13 protein-coding genes, 1 tRNA gene and 1 other RNA gene are annotated in these 15,930 nt (G+C 66.8%); 7 read left to right on the top strand and 8 right to left on the bottom strand.

The genetic code is table 11. The features are described from left to right. The first annotated feature begins 72 nt into the window (after positions 1-72). On the top strand, positions 73-501 hold the full coding sequence (locus tag BJ997_RS15295; RefSeq protein WP_052542773.1) for a DUF805 domain-containing protein: 429 nt from the start codon (positions 73-75) through the stop codon (positions 499-501). A gap of 286 nt (positions 502-787) precedes the next feature. On the opposite strand, the gene BJ997_RS15290 is transcribed toward BJ997_RS15295, so the two are convergent. The 3 genes from BJ997_RS15290 to BJ997_RS15280 form a co-directional block, all read right to left on the bottom strand. Continuing rightward, complete coding sequence (locus BJ997_RS15290; protein WP_244962821.1) at positions 788-1,828, bottom strand: IS110 family RNA-guided transposase; 1,041 nt, start codon at positions 1,826-1,828, stop codon at positions 788-790. Positions 1,829-2,579: 751 nt separating this feature from the next. Next, positions 2,580-2,667, bottom strand: a tRNA-Ser gene (locus BJ997_RS15285). A gap of 37 nt (positions 2,668-2,704) precedes the next feature. Next, positions 2,705-3,280, bottom strand: a complete 576-nt coding sequence (locus tag BJ997_RS15280; RefSeq protein ID WP_035840786.1) for a hypothetical protein — start codon at positions 3,278-3,280, stop codon at positions 2,705-2,707. A gap of 77 nt (positions 3,281-3,357) precedes the next feature. Between BJ997_RS15280 and ffs the strand changes: the two genes are divergently transcribed. The 6 genes from ffs (at position 3,358) to BJ997_RS15250 (ending at position 12,186) form a co-directional block, all read left to right on the top strand. Continuing rightward, an RNA gene (gene ffs, locus BJ997_RS15275) (signal recognition particle sRNA small type) lies at positions 3,358-3,454 on the top strand. Positions 3,455-3,574: 120 nt separating this feature from the next. Next, positions 3,575-6,034 carry a phosphoketolase family protein gene (locus BJ997_RS15270; RefSeq protein WP_052542834.1) on the top strand — a complete coding sequence of 820 codons (2,460 nt, stop codon included), beginning with the start codon at positions 3,575-3,577 and terminating at the stop codon, positions 6,032-6,034. 166 nt (positions 6,035-6,200) lie between these two features. Then, positions 6,201-7,616, top strand: a complete 1,416-nt coding sequence (locus BJ997_RS15265; RefSeq protein ID WP_152602377.1) for an IS1182 family transposase — start codon at positions 6,201-6,203, stop codon at positions 7,614-7,616. Between the two features lie 513 nt (positions 7,617-8,129). After that, positions 8,130-10,346 carry a phosphate acetyltransferase gene (gene pta / locus BJ997_RS15260; protein WP_035835475.1) on the top strand — a complete coding sequence of 739 codons (2,217 nt, stop codon included), beginning with the start codon at positions 8,130-8,132 and terminating at the stop codon, positions 10,344-10,346. Beyond that, positions 10,343-11,644 (top strand): acetate/propionate family kinase, encoded by a 1,302-nt coding sequence (locus tag BJ997_RS15255; protein ID WP_035835460.1) that lies wholly within the window; start codon positions 10,343-10,345, stop codon positions 11,642-11,644. Before pta ends, BJ997_RS15255 begins: the two co-directional genes overlap by 4 nt. A gap of 95 nt (positions 11,645-11,739) precedes the next feature. Continuing rightward, complete coding sequence (locus tag BJ997_RS15250) at positions 11,740-12,186, top strand: flavodoxin family protein (RefSeq protein ID WP_035835459.1); 447 nt, start codon at positions 11,740-11,742, stop codon at positions 12,184-12,186. A gap of 1 nt (position 12,187) precedes the next feature. On the opposite strand, the gene BJ997_RS15245 is transcribed toward BJ997_RS15250, so the two are convergent. The 5 genes from BJ997_RS15245 to BJ997_RS15225 all read right to left on the bottom strand — a co-directional run bounded on the left by BJ997_RS15245 (position 12,188) and on the right by BJ997_RS15225 (position 15,814). Beyond that, positions 12,188-12,556 (bottom strand): VOC family protein, encoded by a 369-nt coding sequence (locus tag BJ997_RS15245; RefSeq protein ID WP_035835458.1) that lies wholly within the window; start codon positions 12,554-12,556, stop codon positions 12,188-12,190. A 131-nt stretch (positions 12,557-12,687) separates the two neighbouring features. Further along, the gene (locus tag BJ997_RS15240) at positions 12,688-13,194 is read right to left on the bottom strand and encodes a hypothetical protein (protein WP_035835457.1); all 507 of its coding nucleotides are present in this window, start codon (positions 13,192-13,194) and stop codon (positions 12,688-12,690) included. Beyond that, positions 13,191-14,513, bottom strand: a complete 1,323-nt coding sequence (locus BJ997_RS15235; RefSeq protein WP_084141065.1) for a signal peptidase I — start codon at positions 14,511-14,513, stop codon at positions 13,191-13,193. Before BJ997_RS15235 ends, BJ997_RS15240 begins: the two co-directional genes overlap by 4 nt. A 24-nt stretch (positions 14,514-14,537) precedes the next feature. Continuing rightward, positions 14,538-15,182, bottom strand: coding sequence for a hypothetical protein (locus BJ997_RS15230; protein WP_236628817.1), 645 nt, complete (start codon positions 15,180-15,182; stop codon positions 14,538-14,540). 5 nt (positions 15,183-15,187) lie between these two features. After that, entirely contained in the window at positions 15,188-15,814 is a 627-nt protein-coding gene (locus BJ997_RS15225; protein ID WP_052541974.1) for a SipW-dependent-type signal peptide-containing protein, read from the bottom strand. Positions 15,815-15,930 lie beyond the last annotated feature (116 nt).

The following is a 15,930-nucleotide window of genomic DNA, read 5'->3' as shown; positions in this document are numbered from 1 at the left end:
GGTGGGTGCCCCCTGCTAGCCTTGCAGTGAACTAGTCGTCTACTGCGCTGGTCATTTTTGAGGGGCACGAACATGATGACACCGAAGATGGCCTTGCGGTCGGTTCTGGACCAGTACGCGGGATTCTCCGGACGTGCGCCGCGCAGCGAATACTGGTGGTGGGCCATGTGGGTGGCCGCGGTCTACATCGCCTTCTACATTCCGATCGTCGTGCTGTCCGTGCTGAGGTTCGACGCGGCCGGCCCGATAGCCGTGGCCATCGCCTGTGTGTGGGCGGTGGTGATGCTGGGCGCGATCGTGCCCACGATTTCCGTGACGGTGCGACGCCTGCACGACGCCAACCTGTCTGGCTGGTTCTACCTGCTGAATTTGCTGGTCGGCGCCGGTTCGATCGCTGTCTTCGTGATGACCCTGCTGCCGAGCAACCCCGCGGGCGCCCGCTTCGACAAGGTCGTCGCGAAAAACGCCGCCCCGGCGTGGAACTCGCAGCGCCTGAGCTAGCCCCGCGCCTCCCGGCTCTCAGCCTCGGTTCACCCGGTCTCGAGCTGTTCCGGCGCTTCGCGCCATCGTGGGATGCGGAATGCGTCGCGGTTTTCCCTTTCCGCTGGTCGAGGAACGCCGTCTACAGCGTGTCTCGACGCTTCTATGGGAGTTGTCAAGCTGTTGAGGTCTTTTTTGATGATGTTTCGTGAGTCGTGAGTCGTGAGTCGTGTGGCGTGTTTTTGGGCGCGTGAGGGTGGCGGGCGGGCCGTCGAAGATGGCCTGTCCGCTGGGCGGTGGTGACGTTTTAGATGGTGTGGTTATCGAGGACGCGGAACAGGTGCCGGGCGATGTAGCGTTTCAGGACGCGTTGGATCTCCTTGGGTGTCTTGCCTTCCTTCGTCCGTTTCTCGACGTAGGCGGCGGTCGCCGGGTCGTGGTGGTAGCGGTAGAACGTGGTGACCCAGATGGCGGTGTTGAGCGCCCGGTCGCCGCCGCGGTGCAGACGGTAGCGGATGGTGTTGCCCGATGACGCGGGGATGGGCGCGATGCCCGCGAAGCGGGCGAACGCGGCCTCGGAGCGGATGCGTCCCTGGTGCGACCACGACACGATCAGCTGCGCGGCGACGATCGCGCCGACGCCGTGCTCAAGCAGCAGGTAGGGGGCGAGGGCTTTCACGTGCTTGAGGAGGCCCTTCTCGTTCGCCGTGAGCTCGGCTTGACGGCTGAGGATCTCTCGCGCTTCGCGGGCAGCCTCGGCGCGGATGGTGACCATGCCGACGTCATCGTTTCGATGGGCGCGCCAGGCTGCGACGACTTTGACTTGCTCGGCGGTGAGGGCCAGGCGAACGTCCAGGCCGAAACCGTACCCGCGCAGCAGCGCTGTGAGGCGGTTGTTGGAGGCGCTGTGGGCCTTCTTGAGGGCGGCGCGCGCGGTCAGTAGCACCGTCAAGGCTGCGTGGTGCCCAGCGTGGTTGCGGGGCGTGATGAGGTGCTCCATTGGCAGGGCGAGGGCGTAGCGGGCGGCGTGCTCTGCGTCGATGGGGTCGGTTTTGCCGGCCCGGCGAACGCCGCGCTTGGGCGGCTTGGTTTCGGTGACGCGCACGCCGGCGGCCGTCAGGAGGTCGCAGAACTGGGCTCCGTAGGACCCGGTGCCCTCCATGGCCACCAAAACCGGCCCCGTTGTTTCGCGTTCGATCCACGCCTGAGCCCGTTTGAGTCCGGGCGGAGTTGTCGGGAATGTTTGCGCGGTGCCGTGTTTCCCGCCCAGATGGTCGAGGGCGACCAGCGTGTGTGTCTTGGCATGGGTATCCACCCCGATGACATAACTGAACTGCTGTGAGACCATGGTCACGATAACTCCTTCGATGGGTGTTATGTCGTGCCGGTCTGGGGTTCCTCGGAGAACATCTCTGTAATGAGTCACGACCCTGTCGGGGGTACGGACAGGCTTCTAATCAAGTCACTCTGAGGGTCACAGGCCGGCCTCGATTCGATGCGTGGAGCGGACATGTCGAGACGAAGACACCTCCGTGAAGAGGGTCAGAGACCAAAAGAGTCACGCAACCCACACGAATCAAGACCAGCCTGCCAGCTGATAACCAGACCAGCTATAACCATTACAGAGACCGCGTGAGCCGAGTCTGAGAGTCGGCTTGCGCGGTCTCGAGACGCTCGTGCCTCGCTCCTCGACCAGCGAGAGGGGGAGATGGGATGTATTTCCCTAGTAGCTGTTTTGGATCTGTGGCGGAGAGTGGGGGATTCGTGCCCCGTGAGTGGGTTTTGTGCGTCACCCAACACGCTGTTTTGGATCTGTGGCGGAGAGTGGGGGATTCGTGCCCCGTGAGTGGGTTTTGTGCGTCACCCAACACGCTGTTTTGGATCTGTGGCGGAGAGTGGGGGATTCGTGCCCCGTGAGTGGGTTTTGTGCGTCACCCAACACGCTGTTTTGGATCTGTGGCGGAGAGTGGGGGATTCGTGCCCCGTGAGTGGGTTTTGTGCGTCACCCAACACGCTGTTTTGGATCTGTGGCGGAGAGTGGGGGATTCGTGCCCCGTGAGTGGGTTTTGTGCGTCACCCAACACGCTGTTCTGGATCTCTGGCGGAGAATGGGGGATTCGAACCCCCGAGGGCTTTCACCCAACACGCTTTCCAAGCGTGCGCCATAGGCCACTAGGCGAATTCTCCTGGCCACCGTTTCCCGAAGGAACGGCACCAGAGAATCCTATCTGTTTATTGCGGCCTTCGTTGCCGTCGCCCGCTCCGGCGCGAAAATCCTGCCTAGGATCAGGCCGGTCGCGACCAGTATCATGAGGCTGAGCCACGCCGCGAGCACGAGAATTCCGATCGAATCGGTGCGGGCTTCCGCCGGTTTTAGCGACTGCCCCGCGACGATCACCCAGCGGCCGATCGCTACTCCCGAGGTCGCGAAGCGTAGCCCCCGCTCCGGCTGCCACGACACGTGGTGGCTTCCGTTCGCGCGCGCGGCATCGAGCACGCCGGAGGGAACTGAGGCGAGCGTTCCGTGCAGGAACCCGGTGCCGGCCACTGCGGCATCCGTTTTATCGAACACGATCACGAACGGGGCGAGGCTCGTGGAGAGATCCACCGGCGGCAGCGCGTCGACGGTTGTCGTGGATCCCAGCTTCAGCTCCCCGACCACCTGGCTGGCCAGCCGCCAGGCTGCGTCGTCGGCCCCTTCGCGCTCGATGCGCTGCGCGACGAGGTAGGTGGTGCCGAGCGCAACGGTTGCCACGAGAACAGCTCCGACGCAGAGGGCGAGCAGAACACTCCATTTCATGCCTGCACTGTAGGCCCGAGCGCGGATTCGTGCTGGAGCGGATGTCGTGGAGGCCCCAAATCTCGCCTAAGCTAGTGGACGGCTCCTCGCGTGGCGCCACCCAGGCCAAATCCCCCAGGACGGAAACGTAGCAAGGGTAACCGGGCTCTGGCGGGTGCGCGAGGGGTCCTTATTCGTTAAGCGGTGCCGCACCCCGATTCGCCCGCACCTGCTTTCGCCGCGAATGTCACACGCCGTCTCTAGTATGGGAGCATTCAACCCTCCCGAGCGTTTGGAGACCGTGTGCCTGAAGTGATGATTTCCCCGTGGCCGACCGTCGATCCGGCCCCGCTCAGCGCCGAGGCGCTCGCGAGCATCGACGCGTGGTGGCGGGCGGCGAACTACCTCTCGATCGGGCAGATTTACCTGCTCGGCAATGCCCTCCTCCGCGAGCCCCTCACCCGCGACCACATCAAGCCGCGGCTGCTCGGGCACTGGGGCACCACGCCGGGACTCAACTTTCTGTACGCGCACCTGAACCGCGCCATCCGCCAGCGCTCGCAGAGCACGCTCTACGTGACCGGCCCCGGTCACGGCGGCCCCGGCATGGTGGCGAACGCGTGGCTAGACGGCACGTACTCCGAGATCTACACGGATATCGAGCAGACCGAGGTGGGGGTGCAGAAGCTGTTCAGGCAGTTCTCCTTCCCCGGCGGAATCCCGAGCCACGCGTCGCCCGAGACCCCAGGCTCCATCCATGAGGGCGGCGAGCTCGGCTACGCGCTGAGCCATGCCTACGGCGCCGCGTTCGACAATCCCGACCTGCTCGTGGCTGCCGTCGTGGGCGACGGCGAGGCCGAGACCGGCCCGCTCGCCACGAGCTGGCACTCGAACAAATTCATCGACCCTGTGCAGGACGGCGTCGTGCTGCCCATCCTGCACCTCAACGGGTACAAGATCGCGAACCCCACTGTGCTCGCGCGCATCCCCGAAGACGAGCTGCTGAACCTGATGCGCGGTTACGGTCACACGCCGCACATCGTGTCGGGCGGGTTCGACGGCGAAGACCCGCTGCTCGTGCACGCCCGCATGGCCGAGACCCTCGACCTTGTGCTCAACGAGATCGCCGAGATCAAGCGTTCCGCCGCCACCGCGCAGGCGGCGGGGGAGGACTTCGCCCGTCCGCGCTGGCCGATGATCATCCTGCGTACCCCCAAGGGCTGGACGTGCCCCGCTGTGATCGACGGCCTGCCGGTGGAAGGAACCTGGCGCGCGCACCAGGTTCCGCTCGGCAACGCCCGTGACACCGAGGCTCACACGCAACTGCTTGAGCAGTGGATGCGTTCCTACCGTCCTGAGGAGCTCTTCGACGAATCCGGTGCCCCAGTCGCCCGCATCAGCGATCTCGCTCCCTCGGGCAACCTGCGCATGAGCGCGAATCCGGTGGCGAACGGCGGGCTGCTGCGCCGGGAGCTGCGCCTGCCCGACTTTCGTGACTACGCGGTGCCCGTGCCCGCGCCGGGGGCGACGCTGGCCGAGGCCACGCGAGTGCTCGGCGGCTACCTGGCCGACGTCATCCGCTTGAACCCCGACAACTTTCGCATTTTCGGGCCGGACGAGACGGCGTCGAACCGGCTGGCGCCCGCCGTGTACGAGGCGACGGACAAGCAGTGGAACGCCGAGGTGCGCCCGACCGACCTGAACCTCGCGAGGGCCGGCCGGGTGATGGAGATGCTGAGTGAGCACCAGTGCCAGGGCTGGCTCGAGGGCTACCTGCTTACGGGTAGGCACGGACTGTTCAACTGCTACGAGGCGTTCATCCACATCGTGGATTCCATGTTCAACCAGCACGCCAAGTGGCTCAAGGTGACCGCCGACATCGGCTGGCGGCAGCCGATTTCGAGCCTCAACTACCTCCTGAGCTCGCACGTGTGGCGACAGGACCACAACGGGTTCTCGCACCAGGATCCAGGTTTCATCGACCACGTGGTGAACAAGAGCGCCGACGTGGTGCGGGTGTACCTGCCGTTCGACGCCAACACGCTGTTGAGTACCTACGACCACTGCCTGCGAAGCGTGGACTACGTAAACGTGGTGGTGGCCGGCAAGCAGCCCGCACCGAACCTGCTCACCATGGAGGAGGCCGTGGCGCACTGCACCCGCGGCCTCGGAATCTTCGACTGGGCCGGCTCCGAGACGCCAGGGGTGTCGCCCGACGTGGTGCTCGCCGCCGCCGGCGACGTGCCCACCCTCGAGGTGCTCGCGGCCGCCGCGATCCTGCGCGAGCATCTGCCCTCGCTCGCCGTACGCGTGGTGAACGTGGTCGACCTGATGCGGCTGCAGTCGGCCGACGACCACCCGCACGGGCTCACCGACGGCGAGTTCGACGCGATCTTCACGCCAGACAAGCCGATAGTGTTCGCGTACCACGGCTACCCGTGGCTCATTCATCGACTCACCTACAAGCGCAGCGGGCACGACAACCTGCACGCCCGCGGCTACAAGGAGATCGGCACCACCACGACGCCGTTCGACATGGTGATGCTCAACGACCTCGACAGGTACCACCTCGTGATGGACGTCATCGACCGGGTGCCCGGGCTCGGTGCCCGCGCCGGGCTGCTCCGCCAGCAGATGCAGGACGCCCGCCTGCACGCGCGGCAGTACACCCGCGACCACGGCGAAGACGCGCCGGAGATCACGGACTGGGCCTGGGGTGCGGCGGCATCGTCAGCGGGGGGGACTGCCGGGTCAACCGGCGGCGACAACGCCTAGGAGCGTGGGTCAGTAACACCAAAGTTTAAAACGCCGGTCGATTTCCCGGGCTTGGGGTGTTGGTCTGGGAAAATTGCGTATGAGCGATTCTGATGGCCTCTTCCCCGCGACGGAACTTGAGCACGTTGACGTGGTCGTGGATGACGGTGTTGAGGCGGGGGCCGGTGTGAACAAACGGTTCCGGGCATTTGAGCCGGCGGCGGTGATGTTGGTGCCGCCGTCGTTGGATGAGTGGTTGCCGCAGAATCACCTGTCTCGGTTCATCGCGGATATCGTTGAAACTCAGCTGGATCTGAAGAAGTTCTACGCCTCTTACGCGAAGTCGAAGGGGCAGCCGCCCTATGACCCACGGTTGATGGTCCGGGTGCTCCTTTACGGGTATTGTGTCGGAGTTCGCTCGTCACGGGAGTTGGAGCGGGTGTGCGTGGACGTGGTCGCGTTTCGCTGGTTGGCGGCGCAGCAGGCACCTGATTTTCGTTCCATCGCCCGGTTCCGAAAACGCCACCTCTCCAGTCTGGGGAACGTGTTCTTGCAGGCGTTGGAACTGTGCCGTGCGGCCGGAATGGTCTCGCTCGGGCAGGTCGCGTTGGACGGCACGAAAGTGCGCGCGAATGCCTCTCGGCGCAAGGCGATGAGTTACGCCCGCCTGACGGAGAAGCAGAAAGTCCTCGCCGACGAAGTCTCTGCGCTGCTGGCGGAGGCGGACGCGATCGATGACGCGGAGGACGCTCGTTTCGGAAAGGACAAACGCGGTGATGAGTTGCCGCCGGAGCTTGCCCGGCGGGAGTCACGCTTGGTGAAACTGGCCGAAGCGCGCGCTGGCTTGGAGGCAGCTGCAGCGGCGCGGGCGCGGAAAGACGCGGAGAAGAAGGCCAGGGACAAGGGCGACGATGACGATACTGTGGCGCAGAAGGGTGACGACGCGGCGAAGAACGCCGTTGTTGCTCCGAAGGCTCAACGCAACTTCACCGACCCGGATTCACGGATCATGAAGACCGCCGACGGATCGTTCCACTACGCCTACAACGCACAGGCCATCGTTGATGCCGACCATCAGATCATCGTCGCGACGACGCTGACGAATATTGGCGTGGATGTTGAACAGGTCGTGCCGCTGGTCGAGAAACTCCACGCCACGACCGGCGTCCTGCCCCGGCAGGTCCTGGCGGATGCCGGGTATTGTTCCGCAACAAATCTGGACTACGCGAAGACTGTTGAAGATGGCAGCGACGGCCGGACCGAGTTTTTCATCGCGACCGGCCGGGTCAAGCACGGCGAGCGTGTTCCTGAAGTTCCTCGGGGCCGGATCCCGGCCAATGCGACGCTGCGGGAACGCATGGCGCGGAAGCTCAAGACGAAGAAAGGCCGCGCCGTTTATGCGCGGCGCAAAGCGATCGTGGAGCCCGTGTTCGGTCAGATCCACACTCGGCAAGGCAAATTCGTGTTGCTGCGCGGGTTGGAGCAAGCCGCCCACGAATGGGACCTGATCGCGGCCTGCCACAACCTGATGAAGCTACACACCATGCAAACTAAAGCGCTGCTGGCCGCGCCAAGCGCCCTAACAGCCCGAACGGCCACCTAAACATCAAGGCGGGACTGCCCCGGCGGGCGGCAACGGCCCCGGCCTGCGCCGTCAACGCAGCACTGGCCCTATTTTCAGTCGGCACACGAACAACGCCAACCCGAACGACTCAACCACCGGACAAGAAACCCCCGACCGCACAGACGGTCCTGAACGGCAATTCCTCACACCAAGGTCGAATAGGCGTTACTGACACACGCTCCTAGCCGAGCCGCGGGGCGGGGGCGGTGGCGCGGCCCCGCCGGGTGCCCAGAACGGGGGACCTGACCCCGGGTGTCAACCGAGGGGTGCATACTAGGCAGGTTGACCCCGCGTTCGTATGCGGCGATCCGCGCCCGCCCAGGCCGCCGAGATTCGCCGTTGGAACCGCCTGTTGACACGTTCACCTGGTGTGCGTTCCGCTCGCGGAGCGTTGCCGGTATTGTTATGCGATTCGGTCGAGGCTGCCCGTTCCACGGGCGGAGAAAACCGCGTCGGGCACTCTCCCATCCTCAATAAGATTGAATGGATACCGTGGCACGAAGCATCTACATCACGTCGGCCGAAGGCAACACCGGCAAGTCAACCATCGCGCTCGGCGTCCTCGACACTCTCACCCACTCGGTGCAGCGGGTCGGCGTCTTCCGCCCGGTGGCCCGCTCCACGAGCGAGCCCGACTACGTGCTCGAGCTGCTCCTGCGCCACCTGCAGGCCGGTGAGCCGGCCGGCGCGGCCTCCCCGCAGAATTATGAGCAGAGCATCGGCGTCACCTACGACGCCGTGAACAGCGATCCCGACGCCGCACTCGCCCGCATTGTGCAGCGCTATAAGGCCGTCGAGGCGCTCTGTGACACCGTCGTCATCATCGGCAGCGACTACACAGACGTGGGCAGCCCCACCGAGCTCGCCTTCAACGCGCGCATCGCCGCCAACCTCGGCGCTCCCGTGTTGCTCGTGCTCGGCGGCCGCGTGGGCCAGGGCCAGGGCGAATGGCTCGGCCAGAGCGACCCCCGCACCACGAGCGACATCCGCCAGCAGACCGACGTGGCGCTCGCCGAGTTGCGCGACGAGCACGCATCCGTTCTCGCCATCGTGGTCAACCGAGCGGATGCCTCCCAGCTCGACGAGGTCGTCGCCGCCGTTCGCGCCGTTGTCGATGCCCCGAGCAACCGGGCCGAGTCCACCGCGGGTATCCCGGTGTGGGCCGTGCCCGAAGACGCCTACCTCGTGGCGCCGAGCATGAAGAGCATCATGGACGCCGTCGACGGCGTGCTGATCAAGGGCGACCCAGAGCTGCTGGCCCGCGAGGCGCTCGGCGTTGTCGTGGCCGCCATGTCGATGGTCAATGTGTTGCCGCGGCTCATCGAAGGCTCCGTCGTGGTGGTGCCTGGCGACCGCGAAGACGTGCTGCTCGCCGTGCTGATGGCCAATTCGGCCGCCACCTTCCCGTCGATCGCCGGCATCGTGCTCAACGGCGGCTTCGAGCTGCCCGAGCAGATCCAGCGCCTAATGGAGGGCCTCACCCCCTCGCTGCCGATCATCAGCACCAAGCTCGGCTCCTACGAGACGGCACTGCGGGTCACCCACACCCGCGGGCGCCTTGCCGCAGACAGCCAGCGCAAGCACGACACGGCGCTGGCGTTGTTTGAGAAACACATCGACGCATCCGCTCTGCTCGAACGCCTCGAGGTGAGCCGCGCCGACGTGGTGACCCCGCTGATGTTCGAGTACGCCCTGCTCGAACGAGCCCGCAGCAAGCGGCGCCACATCGTGCTGCCCGAGGGTGACGACGACCGCGTGCTGCGCGCCGCCGCCACCCTGCTCGCCCGCGACGTGGCTGACCTCACGATTCTCGGCGAGGAGATCGAGGTGCGTTCCCGCGCGATCGGCCTCGGCCTCGACATCTCGAAGGCGCACATTCTGAGCCCCTTCGACGACGTGCTGCGCCTGCGCTTCGCCGAGGAATACGCCCGGTTGCGCGCCCACAAGGGCGTCACCATCGACCAGGCCCGCGACACGGTGACCGACCTGTCGTTCTTCGGAACGATGATGGTGCAGCTCGGCATCGCTGACGGCATGGTCTCCGGCGCCACACACACCACGGCCCACACGATCCGGCCGAGCTTCCAGATTATCAAGACCCGGCCCGGCGTTGGCGTGGTGTCGAGCGTGTTCCTGATGGCACTTGCCGACCGCGTGCTCGTGTACGGCGACTGCGCGATCATCCCCGACCCCACGGCCGAGGAGCTCGCTGACATCGCCATCTCCGCCTCCGAGACCGCGGAGCAATTCGGCATCGAGCCCCGCATCGCCATGCTCTCCTACTCCACGGGCGAGTCCGGCGAAGGCGCCGACGTCGACAAGGTGCGCGCCGCGACGGCCCTCGTGCGTAAGCGTCGTCCCGACCTGCTGGTCGAGGGCCCGATCCAGTACGACGCCGCAGCGGATGCCGCGGTGGCGGCCACGAAGATGCCCGGTTCGCAGGTGGCCGGCCGCGCCACGGTGTTCATCTTCCCCGACCTGAACACCGGCAACAACACCTATAAGGCGGTGCAGCGCTCGGCCAACGCCGTGGCGATCGGACCGATCCTGCAGGGGCTGCGCAAGCCGATCAACGACCTGTCCCGCGGAGCCCTCGTGCAGGACATCGTGAACACCGTCGCCATCACGGCTATCCAGGCCGCGTCCCTCGATGAGGCCGCCGAGGCTGCTGCCGCAGCCGCGCCGATCGGGGCCGGGGCACGCTCATGACCGCCGTGCTCGTGGTGAACTCGGGGTCGTCGTCTTTCAAATACCAGCTCATCGAGATGGACTCCGAGACCACCCTCGCGAGCGGCCTCGTCGAACGCATCGGCGAGCTGATGGGGCAGGCCTCCCACACGGTGATGGCCGGTGTGTCCCGCACGGGAGTCACCGAAACCGTGGACGTTTCGGCAGCGGATGCCGCGGCATCCGTCTCCCTGCACACCAGCGTGAGCCTCGTCACCGAGACGCCCTACCCGGAGTCGTCGACCGAGCGGGAGCTGCCGATTCCCGACCACACCGCCGGGTTCGCGGTGATGCTCGAGGCCTTCCGCGAACACGGTCCCTCGCTCGTGGAACACGTGCCGGTCGCCGTGGGGCACCGCGTCGTGCACGGCGGGGCGCGTTTTCACGAGCCCACCGTGATCACCGAGTCGGTCGAGCGCGACATCGACGAGCTGTCCGGGCTCGCCCCGCTGCACAACCCTGGTGCGCTGCAGGGCATCACCGCCGCGATCGAGGCCTTCCCGGCCGTGCCGCACGTGGCGATCTTTGACACCGCGTTCCACCAGACGCTGCCGCCCGAGGCGTTCACCTACGCCATCAACGCCGACCTCGCCGAGCGCTTCCGGATTCGGCGCTACGGTTTTCACGGCACCTCGCACGGCTTCGTGGCGCGGGCAGCGGCCGAGTATCTCGAGCGCCCGGTCGAAGATGTCAACCAGATCGTGCTGCACCTCGGCAACGGTGGCTCGGTGTGTGCAGTGCGCGCCGGACGATCGGTGGAGACGAGCATGGGCATGACCCCGCTCGAAGGCCTGGTGATGGGAACGCGTTCCGGCGACATCGACCCCGGCGTGCTCTTTCACCTGCATCGCCGGGCCGGCCTCGACGTGGACGAGCTCGACGTGCTGCTCAACCGGGGGAGTGGCTTGCTGGGCCTCACCGGACGCGGCGACCTGCGCGACGTCATCGTGGCCGCGGACTCCGGAGACGGGCCCTCGCAGCTCGCCATCGACGTGTACGTGCACCGGCTCAAGGGCTACGTCGGGTCGTATTATGCGCAGCTCGGCCGGGTCGATGTGATCTCGTTCACGGCCGGGGTCGGTGAGAACAGCGCCCTGGTGCGGGCCCGTGCCCTCGAGGGCCTCGAGGCGCTCGGTATCAGGATCGACCCGGAGCGCAACGCCTCCCGTGTGCGCGGGCCGCGGCGCATCTCGGCCGATGACTCCGCCGTCACCGTTCTCGTGATTCCCACGAATGAAGAGCTCGAGATCGCCCGCCAGACCCTCTCCAAGGTCGGCTAGTTGCCGCCGCGCGCCGCGCTAAAACCCGTGATTTTCGACGGGCCTGGGTGGGAGTGCGGCGAGCCGGGTACCCTGTGGAAAAACGAGGAGATCTCATGAAGGCAGTGGTTCTGTACGACTCCAACTACGGCAACACCAAGACGATCGCGGAGACCATCTCGGGCGCCCTCAACGGGATGGCGGCCAAGGCGGTGCCGGTGGCCAGTTTCAACGCCCAGGAGCTGCACGCCGGCGACCTGCTCGTGGTCGGCAGCCCGATAAACGGATGGCGCCCCACGGCCAGAATCACCGAGGCCCTGAGCGTATTGGGCGCCGACCAACTCCGTGGCGTGAAGGCCGCAGCGTTCGACACTCGGCTGCACATCTTCATCCACGGCGACGCGGCGAAGAAGATCAGCAAGTCCCTCCAGGAGCACGGCGCGGAGATCATCGCCCCGCCGCAGGCCTTCTACGTGCAGAAGTCCGAGGGCCCGCTGGATGTGGGCGAAGGAGCCAAGGCGTCGCAGTGGGCAGACTCCCTGCTCAAGGAACTCGCCGACTGAGTCATCGGGAGATCTGCTGCAGCGCCCAGGAGTTACCGTCGGGATCGCTGAAGTAGGCGTAGCGCACGCCACCGCCCATGTCGCTGACGTTCGAGACGTCGACCCCGTTGCTGCGCAGCACCTGGCGGGCCACATCCACATCGTCCACGACGAGGTGAAGTCCGAGAACGGGCCCGGCGTTCGGGTCGCTGATACCGACACCGACCACGATGGAGCAGGCCGATCCAGGCGGCGTCAGCTGCACTACGCGCATGCCGTTGCCCGGTTCGATGTCGTGATCGAGAACGAAACCCACCCGGTCGATGTAGAAGGCCTTGCTGCGGTCCACATCGGTCGAGGGCAACGGCACGAGTTCGAGTCGCATGTCCATGAGGTGCTCCTTCTGGGGGTCCGGCGCGGCACGACTGTGCAACAGGTGATGCGAGCGTACAACGGATACTGCGGCCGGGGACTGCGCGGCGGGCCTCGCGTACTCGCGCCGCAGCCGGCGGCTCCTGCGCGTCAGTTGTTCGTGATCGTGCAGGTGCCGGCACCCACGAGCAGGGGGAAGGTCGCGTGCCCGCTCGAGATGAGGCTCGTCCAGCCGCTCGAGTGGGTCGTCGAGATGCCCACGTCGGCCGAGCCGCCGAGCAGGCCGCTCAGCAGGTTGCCCTGGAACGTCGACGTGTATGTTCCGGACACCGGCCCTGTCGTGGTCACACCGCTGCCGAGGGAGATCGGCGTGAGCCCCAGAATGCCGGAGTCGGAGTTGTAGTAGCGCGCATTCGTGCCGTCATACATGCCGGACGGATAGTGCCAGGTCACGACGACTCGCGGCGTGAGGCTGAGCGAGACGAGCACGCTCGACGCCGTGCACGTGTCGAAGAAGGGGGCGGGAATCGTCAGGGCGGTCATCGTGACGGATGACCCGTGCTCCGAATCCGCCCAGGTCGCCTCGGTGAGCCCCGGCGTCACGCTGATCACGAGCGCGAGGCCGGCGACCGTGAGCGCGACCCGACGGCGCGTCATGGTCGGCTCCGCGAGGGAGCGGGCACGGGCGTGCGCGCCCGCGCCCGCACTCCGGCTCCGAAGGCCACCAGCAGCCCGAGGCCGATCGCCCCCACGGCGTACAGCATCGGTGCCAGCGCATCTACCCCGGTGCGCGGCAACCCGCTCAGCCGCCCGGACGCGGTGGAGACGGAGTCGCTCGAGCCGAAGGCGTGCAGAGCCAGCGACACCGTGTCGTCATCGGCGCTGAGTTCGGTGTCGTGCCGCCACAGCTCGAACAAGAACCAGCGAGATTCCGTGGCCGAGAGTGTGGCGATCGAGCGCTCGACGCCATCGATCGCCACGGCCGCGGCCGGCTGTTCGAGCGTCACCCCCGGGCGGCAGTCGCGCCCCACAAAGCGTTCCGGGCACGACCGCACGATGGAGAACAGGCGCAGGCCGGCGTTTCCGACTCCCGCAAGGGTCACGTGCACGGCGCCGGGGTCGGCCTCGTTGGCGGTGACGCCCACCTGCCACAGCACGGAGCCGTCCGGATCCAGGTTGTGCATCTGCTTCTGGTCGCCGATCACGTCGAGCCGCAGCCCGCCGCCCACGATCACCTGCTCGGTGGGATGGTCGGGGGTCAGGTCGGGTGGCGGTGCGTCATAGGCGGTGAGTGCCGCGGTTGCGGCACTCACCGGCCCCGCCACAGCGAGGGCCGCCCCCACGAGCGCGACGGCGCACACGTGAGCCATTCGGCGACGGATGCCGGAGGAGGCCCGCCGACGCGGGTTCCGTTCCGCGGGTGGCACGTTGCCCTCCCCGACACCGGTCAGGGGGGACGGGCCGCCGGGGCCGCCGCGGTCATCGCGCGGCCAAAACGCCCACGTTACGAGCGCGGAGGCGCCAAGGGCAAGCGACCCGAGTACGAGGGGATTGGAGAACCACACCACGACGCGCGCGAGCCCGGGTAGCGAGCCGAGCACCCGCCGCACGGTGCTCACGCTATAGGGGTGCGCATCCGCTGCCAGGTTCGCGTCGCCCTTCATGGTGATCACCCGCTCGGCCGCCGAAGGCCCCGATGTCACGGAGGTCACCCGGTGCGTGATCGGCAGGGCATCGGTGCGCGACACCGTGACCACGTCGCCTACCCGAATCTCCGGCGCCGCGATCTCCCGCACGAGGGCGAGCGACCCGGTGGGAATGGTCGGCGCCATCGACCCGGTCTTGAACATGACGAGCGTCACGTTGAGGAGGAACGCGGCCGCCACCAGCAGGATGCAGATCAGCCCGCCGATGGCCGCGAGGTTGAGCGCGGCGTTGCCGACGAAGCCGGCAACGCCGCGACCGCGACTGGTCATGTCAGATCCCCCGCCACGATCCGGCTACGCTGCCCCGGCGAAGGTCCAGTGGGCGGTGAGTGTGGTTCCCTGCGCCGCATTAGACGCGCTCGAGGGCAGCGTCACCGCAAAGCAATAGTTCACCACGGACCCGCCCGCCGCCGAGAGTGACTGCGAGCCGGCCGCGCTCACTGTCGTTGCCGAAGCGGTGGCTACGATCACGGTGCCGCCCGCGAAGGTGCCCGAGCTGCACGTCGTGCCGGCGATCGATGTGACCCCGTAGGTGAGGTACGCGCCGAGGCCGGTGCTGTTGGCGGCATCCGCTGTCAGCTGTACAGTGCCCGCCACGCTCGTGGCCGCCGTCTTCACGGAGTAGAGCGCGTACACCGTGGTGTTGGGCACCAGAGCGGTGGGCGCGACAGCGAACGACAGGGTGGCTCCCGGCGCGCTCGCGTGGTCGGTGAAAGTGGCCCCGTCGGTGGCGCCCACGATCGAGAAGGTGCCGGCGGTGAAAGTGGCCACCGAGTACTCAGTGTCGGTCCAGGCCGCCACCGTGGCGGTCAGGCCGATGCCGAGCACGAGGCCGCCGGCGAGCACTGCGCGCAGGCGCGGGCGCCGACGGGAGCGTGCTCGGTCGTCGTCGGCGCCGGGGGCGTGCCGGCCCCTCGGTCGTCGTGCGGCGGGGAACATGACTATCAGACGGCGGGCGTCGAGGTGGCGAGCAACTCCCAGGTTCCGGTGGCGGTGGTGTCCTGTTCGAGTGTCGAGCTGCCGGTGACCTGAATGCACAGGAACGCGTCGGCGCCCACGACGATGCCGTCAACGCTCATCGGGAGGTCGAAGGTCGACGCGCCCGTCACGGAGCTGAGCAGGGTGCCGGCGGGAACGATGACGGTGCCGGCGGTCGTCGTGGGTGTGCAGGCGACGACGGAGGCGACCTGCCGAATCCCGTAGGTCAGGTCGGCGGCGGCCGTGCCGGAGACGCCTGCGGAGTTGACACTCACCACGGCATCCGTTGTGGTGTCGGCGTCGAGGTGCACGACGAAGGGCGCGGAGGTGACCTCGTCCGGTGCGAGGTTGTCGAAGCCCACGCTGAAGCTCAGGGCGCCGGGGGTGCCGGAGGGGTGGTTGGTGAAGGTGGTGCCGTCCACGCTGCCGAGCATGTTGAAGTGGCCCGACGTGAAGGTTCCGGTGGCGAACTCGGAGTCGTTCCACACGGCGAGGGTGATGGCAGCGCCGACGCCGAGCACGAGGCCGCCCGCCAGAAGGGCCCTCGCCTTTCGGCCGAGGGTGCGGGTGGAGGTCGGTTCGGTCGTGTTCATTATTGTCCCGCTTTTTTCTTTGTGGGCCGTGCTGCCGCGGGTGCCTTAGTGGCTAAGGGTTCCTCATCGCGGTGATCTGTCCTAAGGTCCCCGAATGGGGGTATCCCGCAAGCATG

This window comes from Cryobacterium roopkundense (genome assembly GCF_014200405.1).
GTDB classification, from domain to species: Bacteria; Actinomycetota; Actinomycetes; order Actinomycetales; family Microbacteriaceae; genus Cryobacterium; species Cryobacterium roopkundense.
This window is presented reverse-complemented; position numbering and strand designations above follow the sequence as displayed.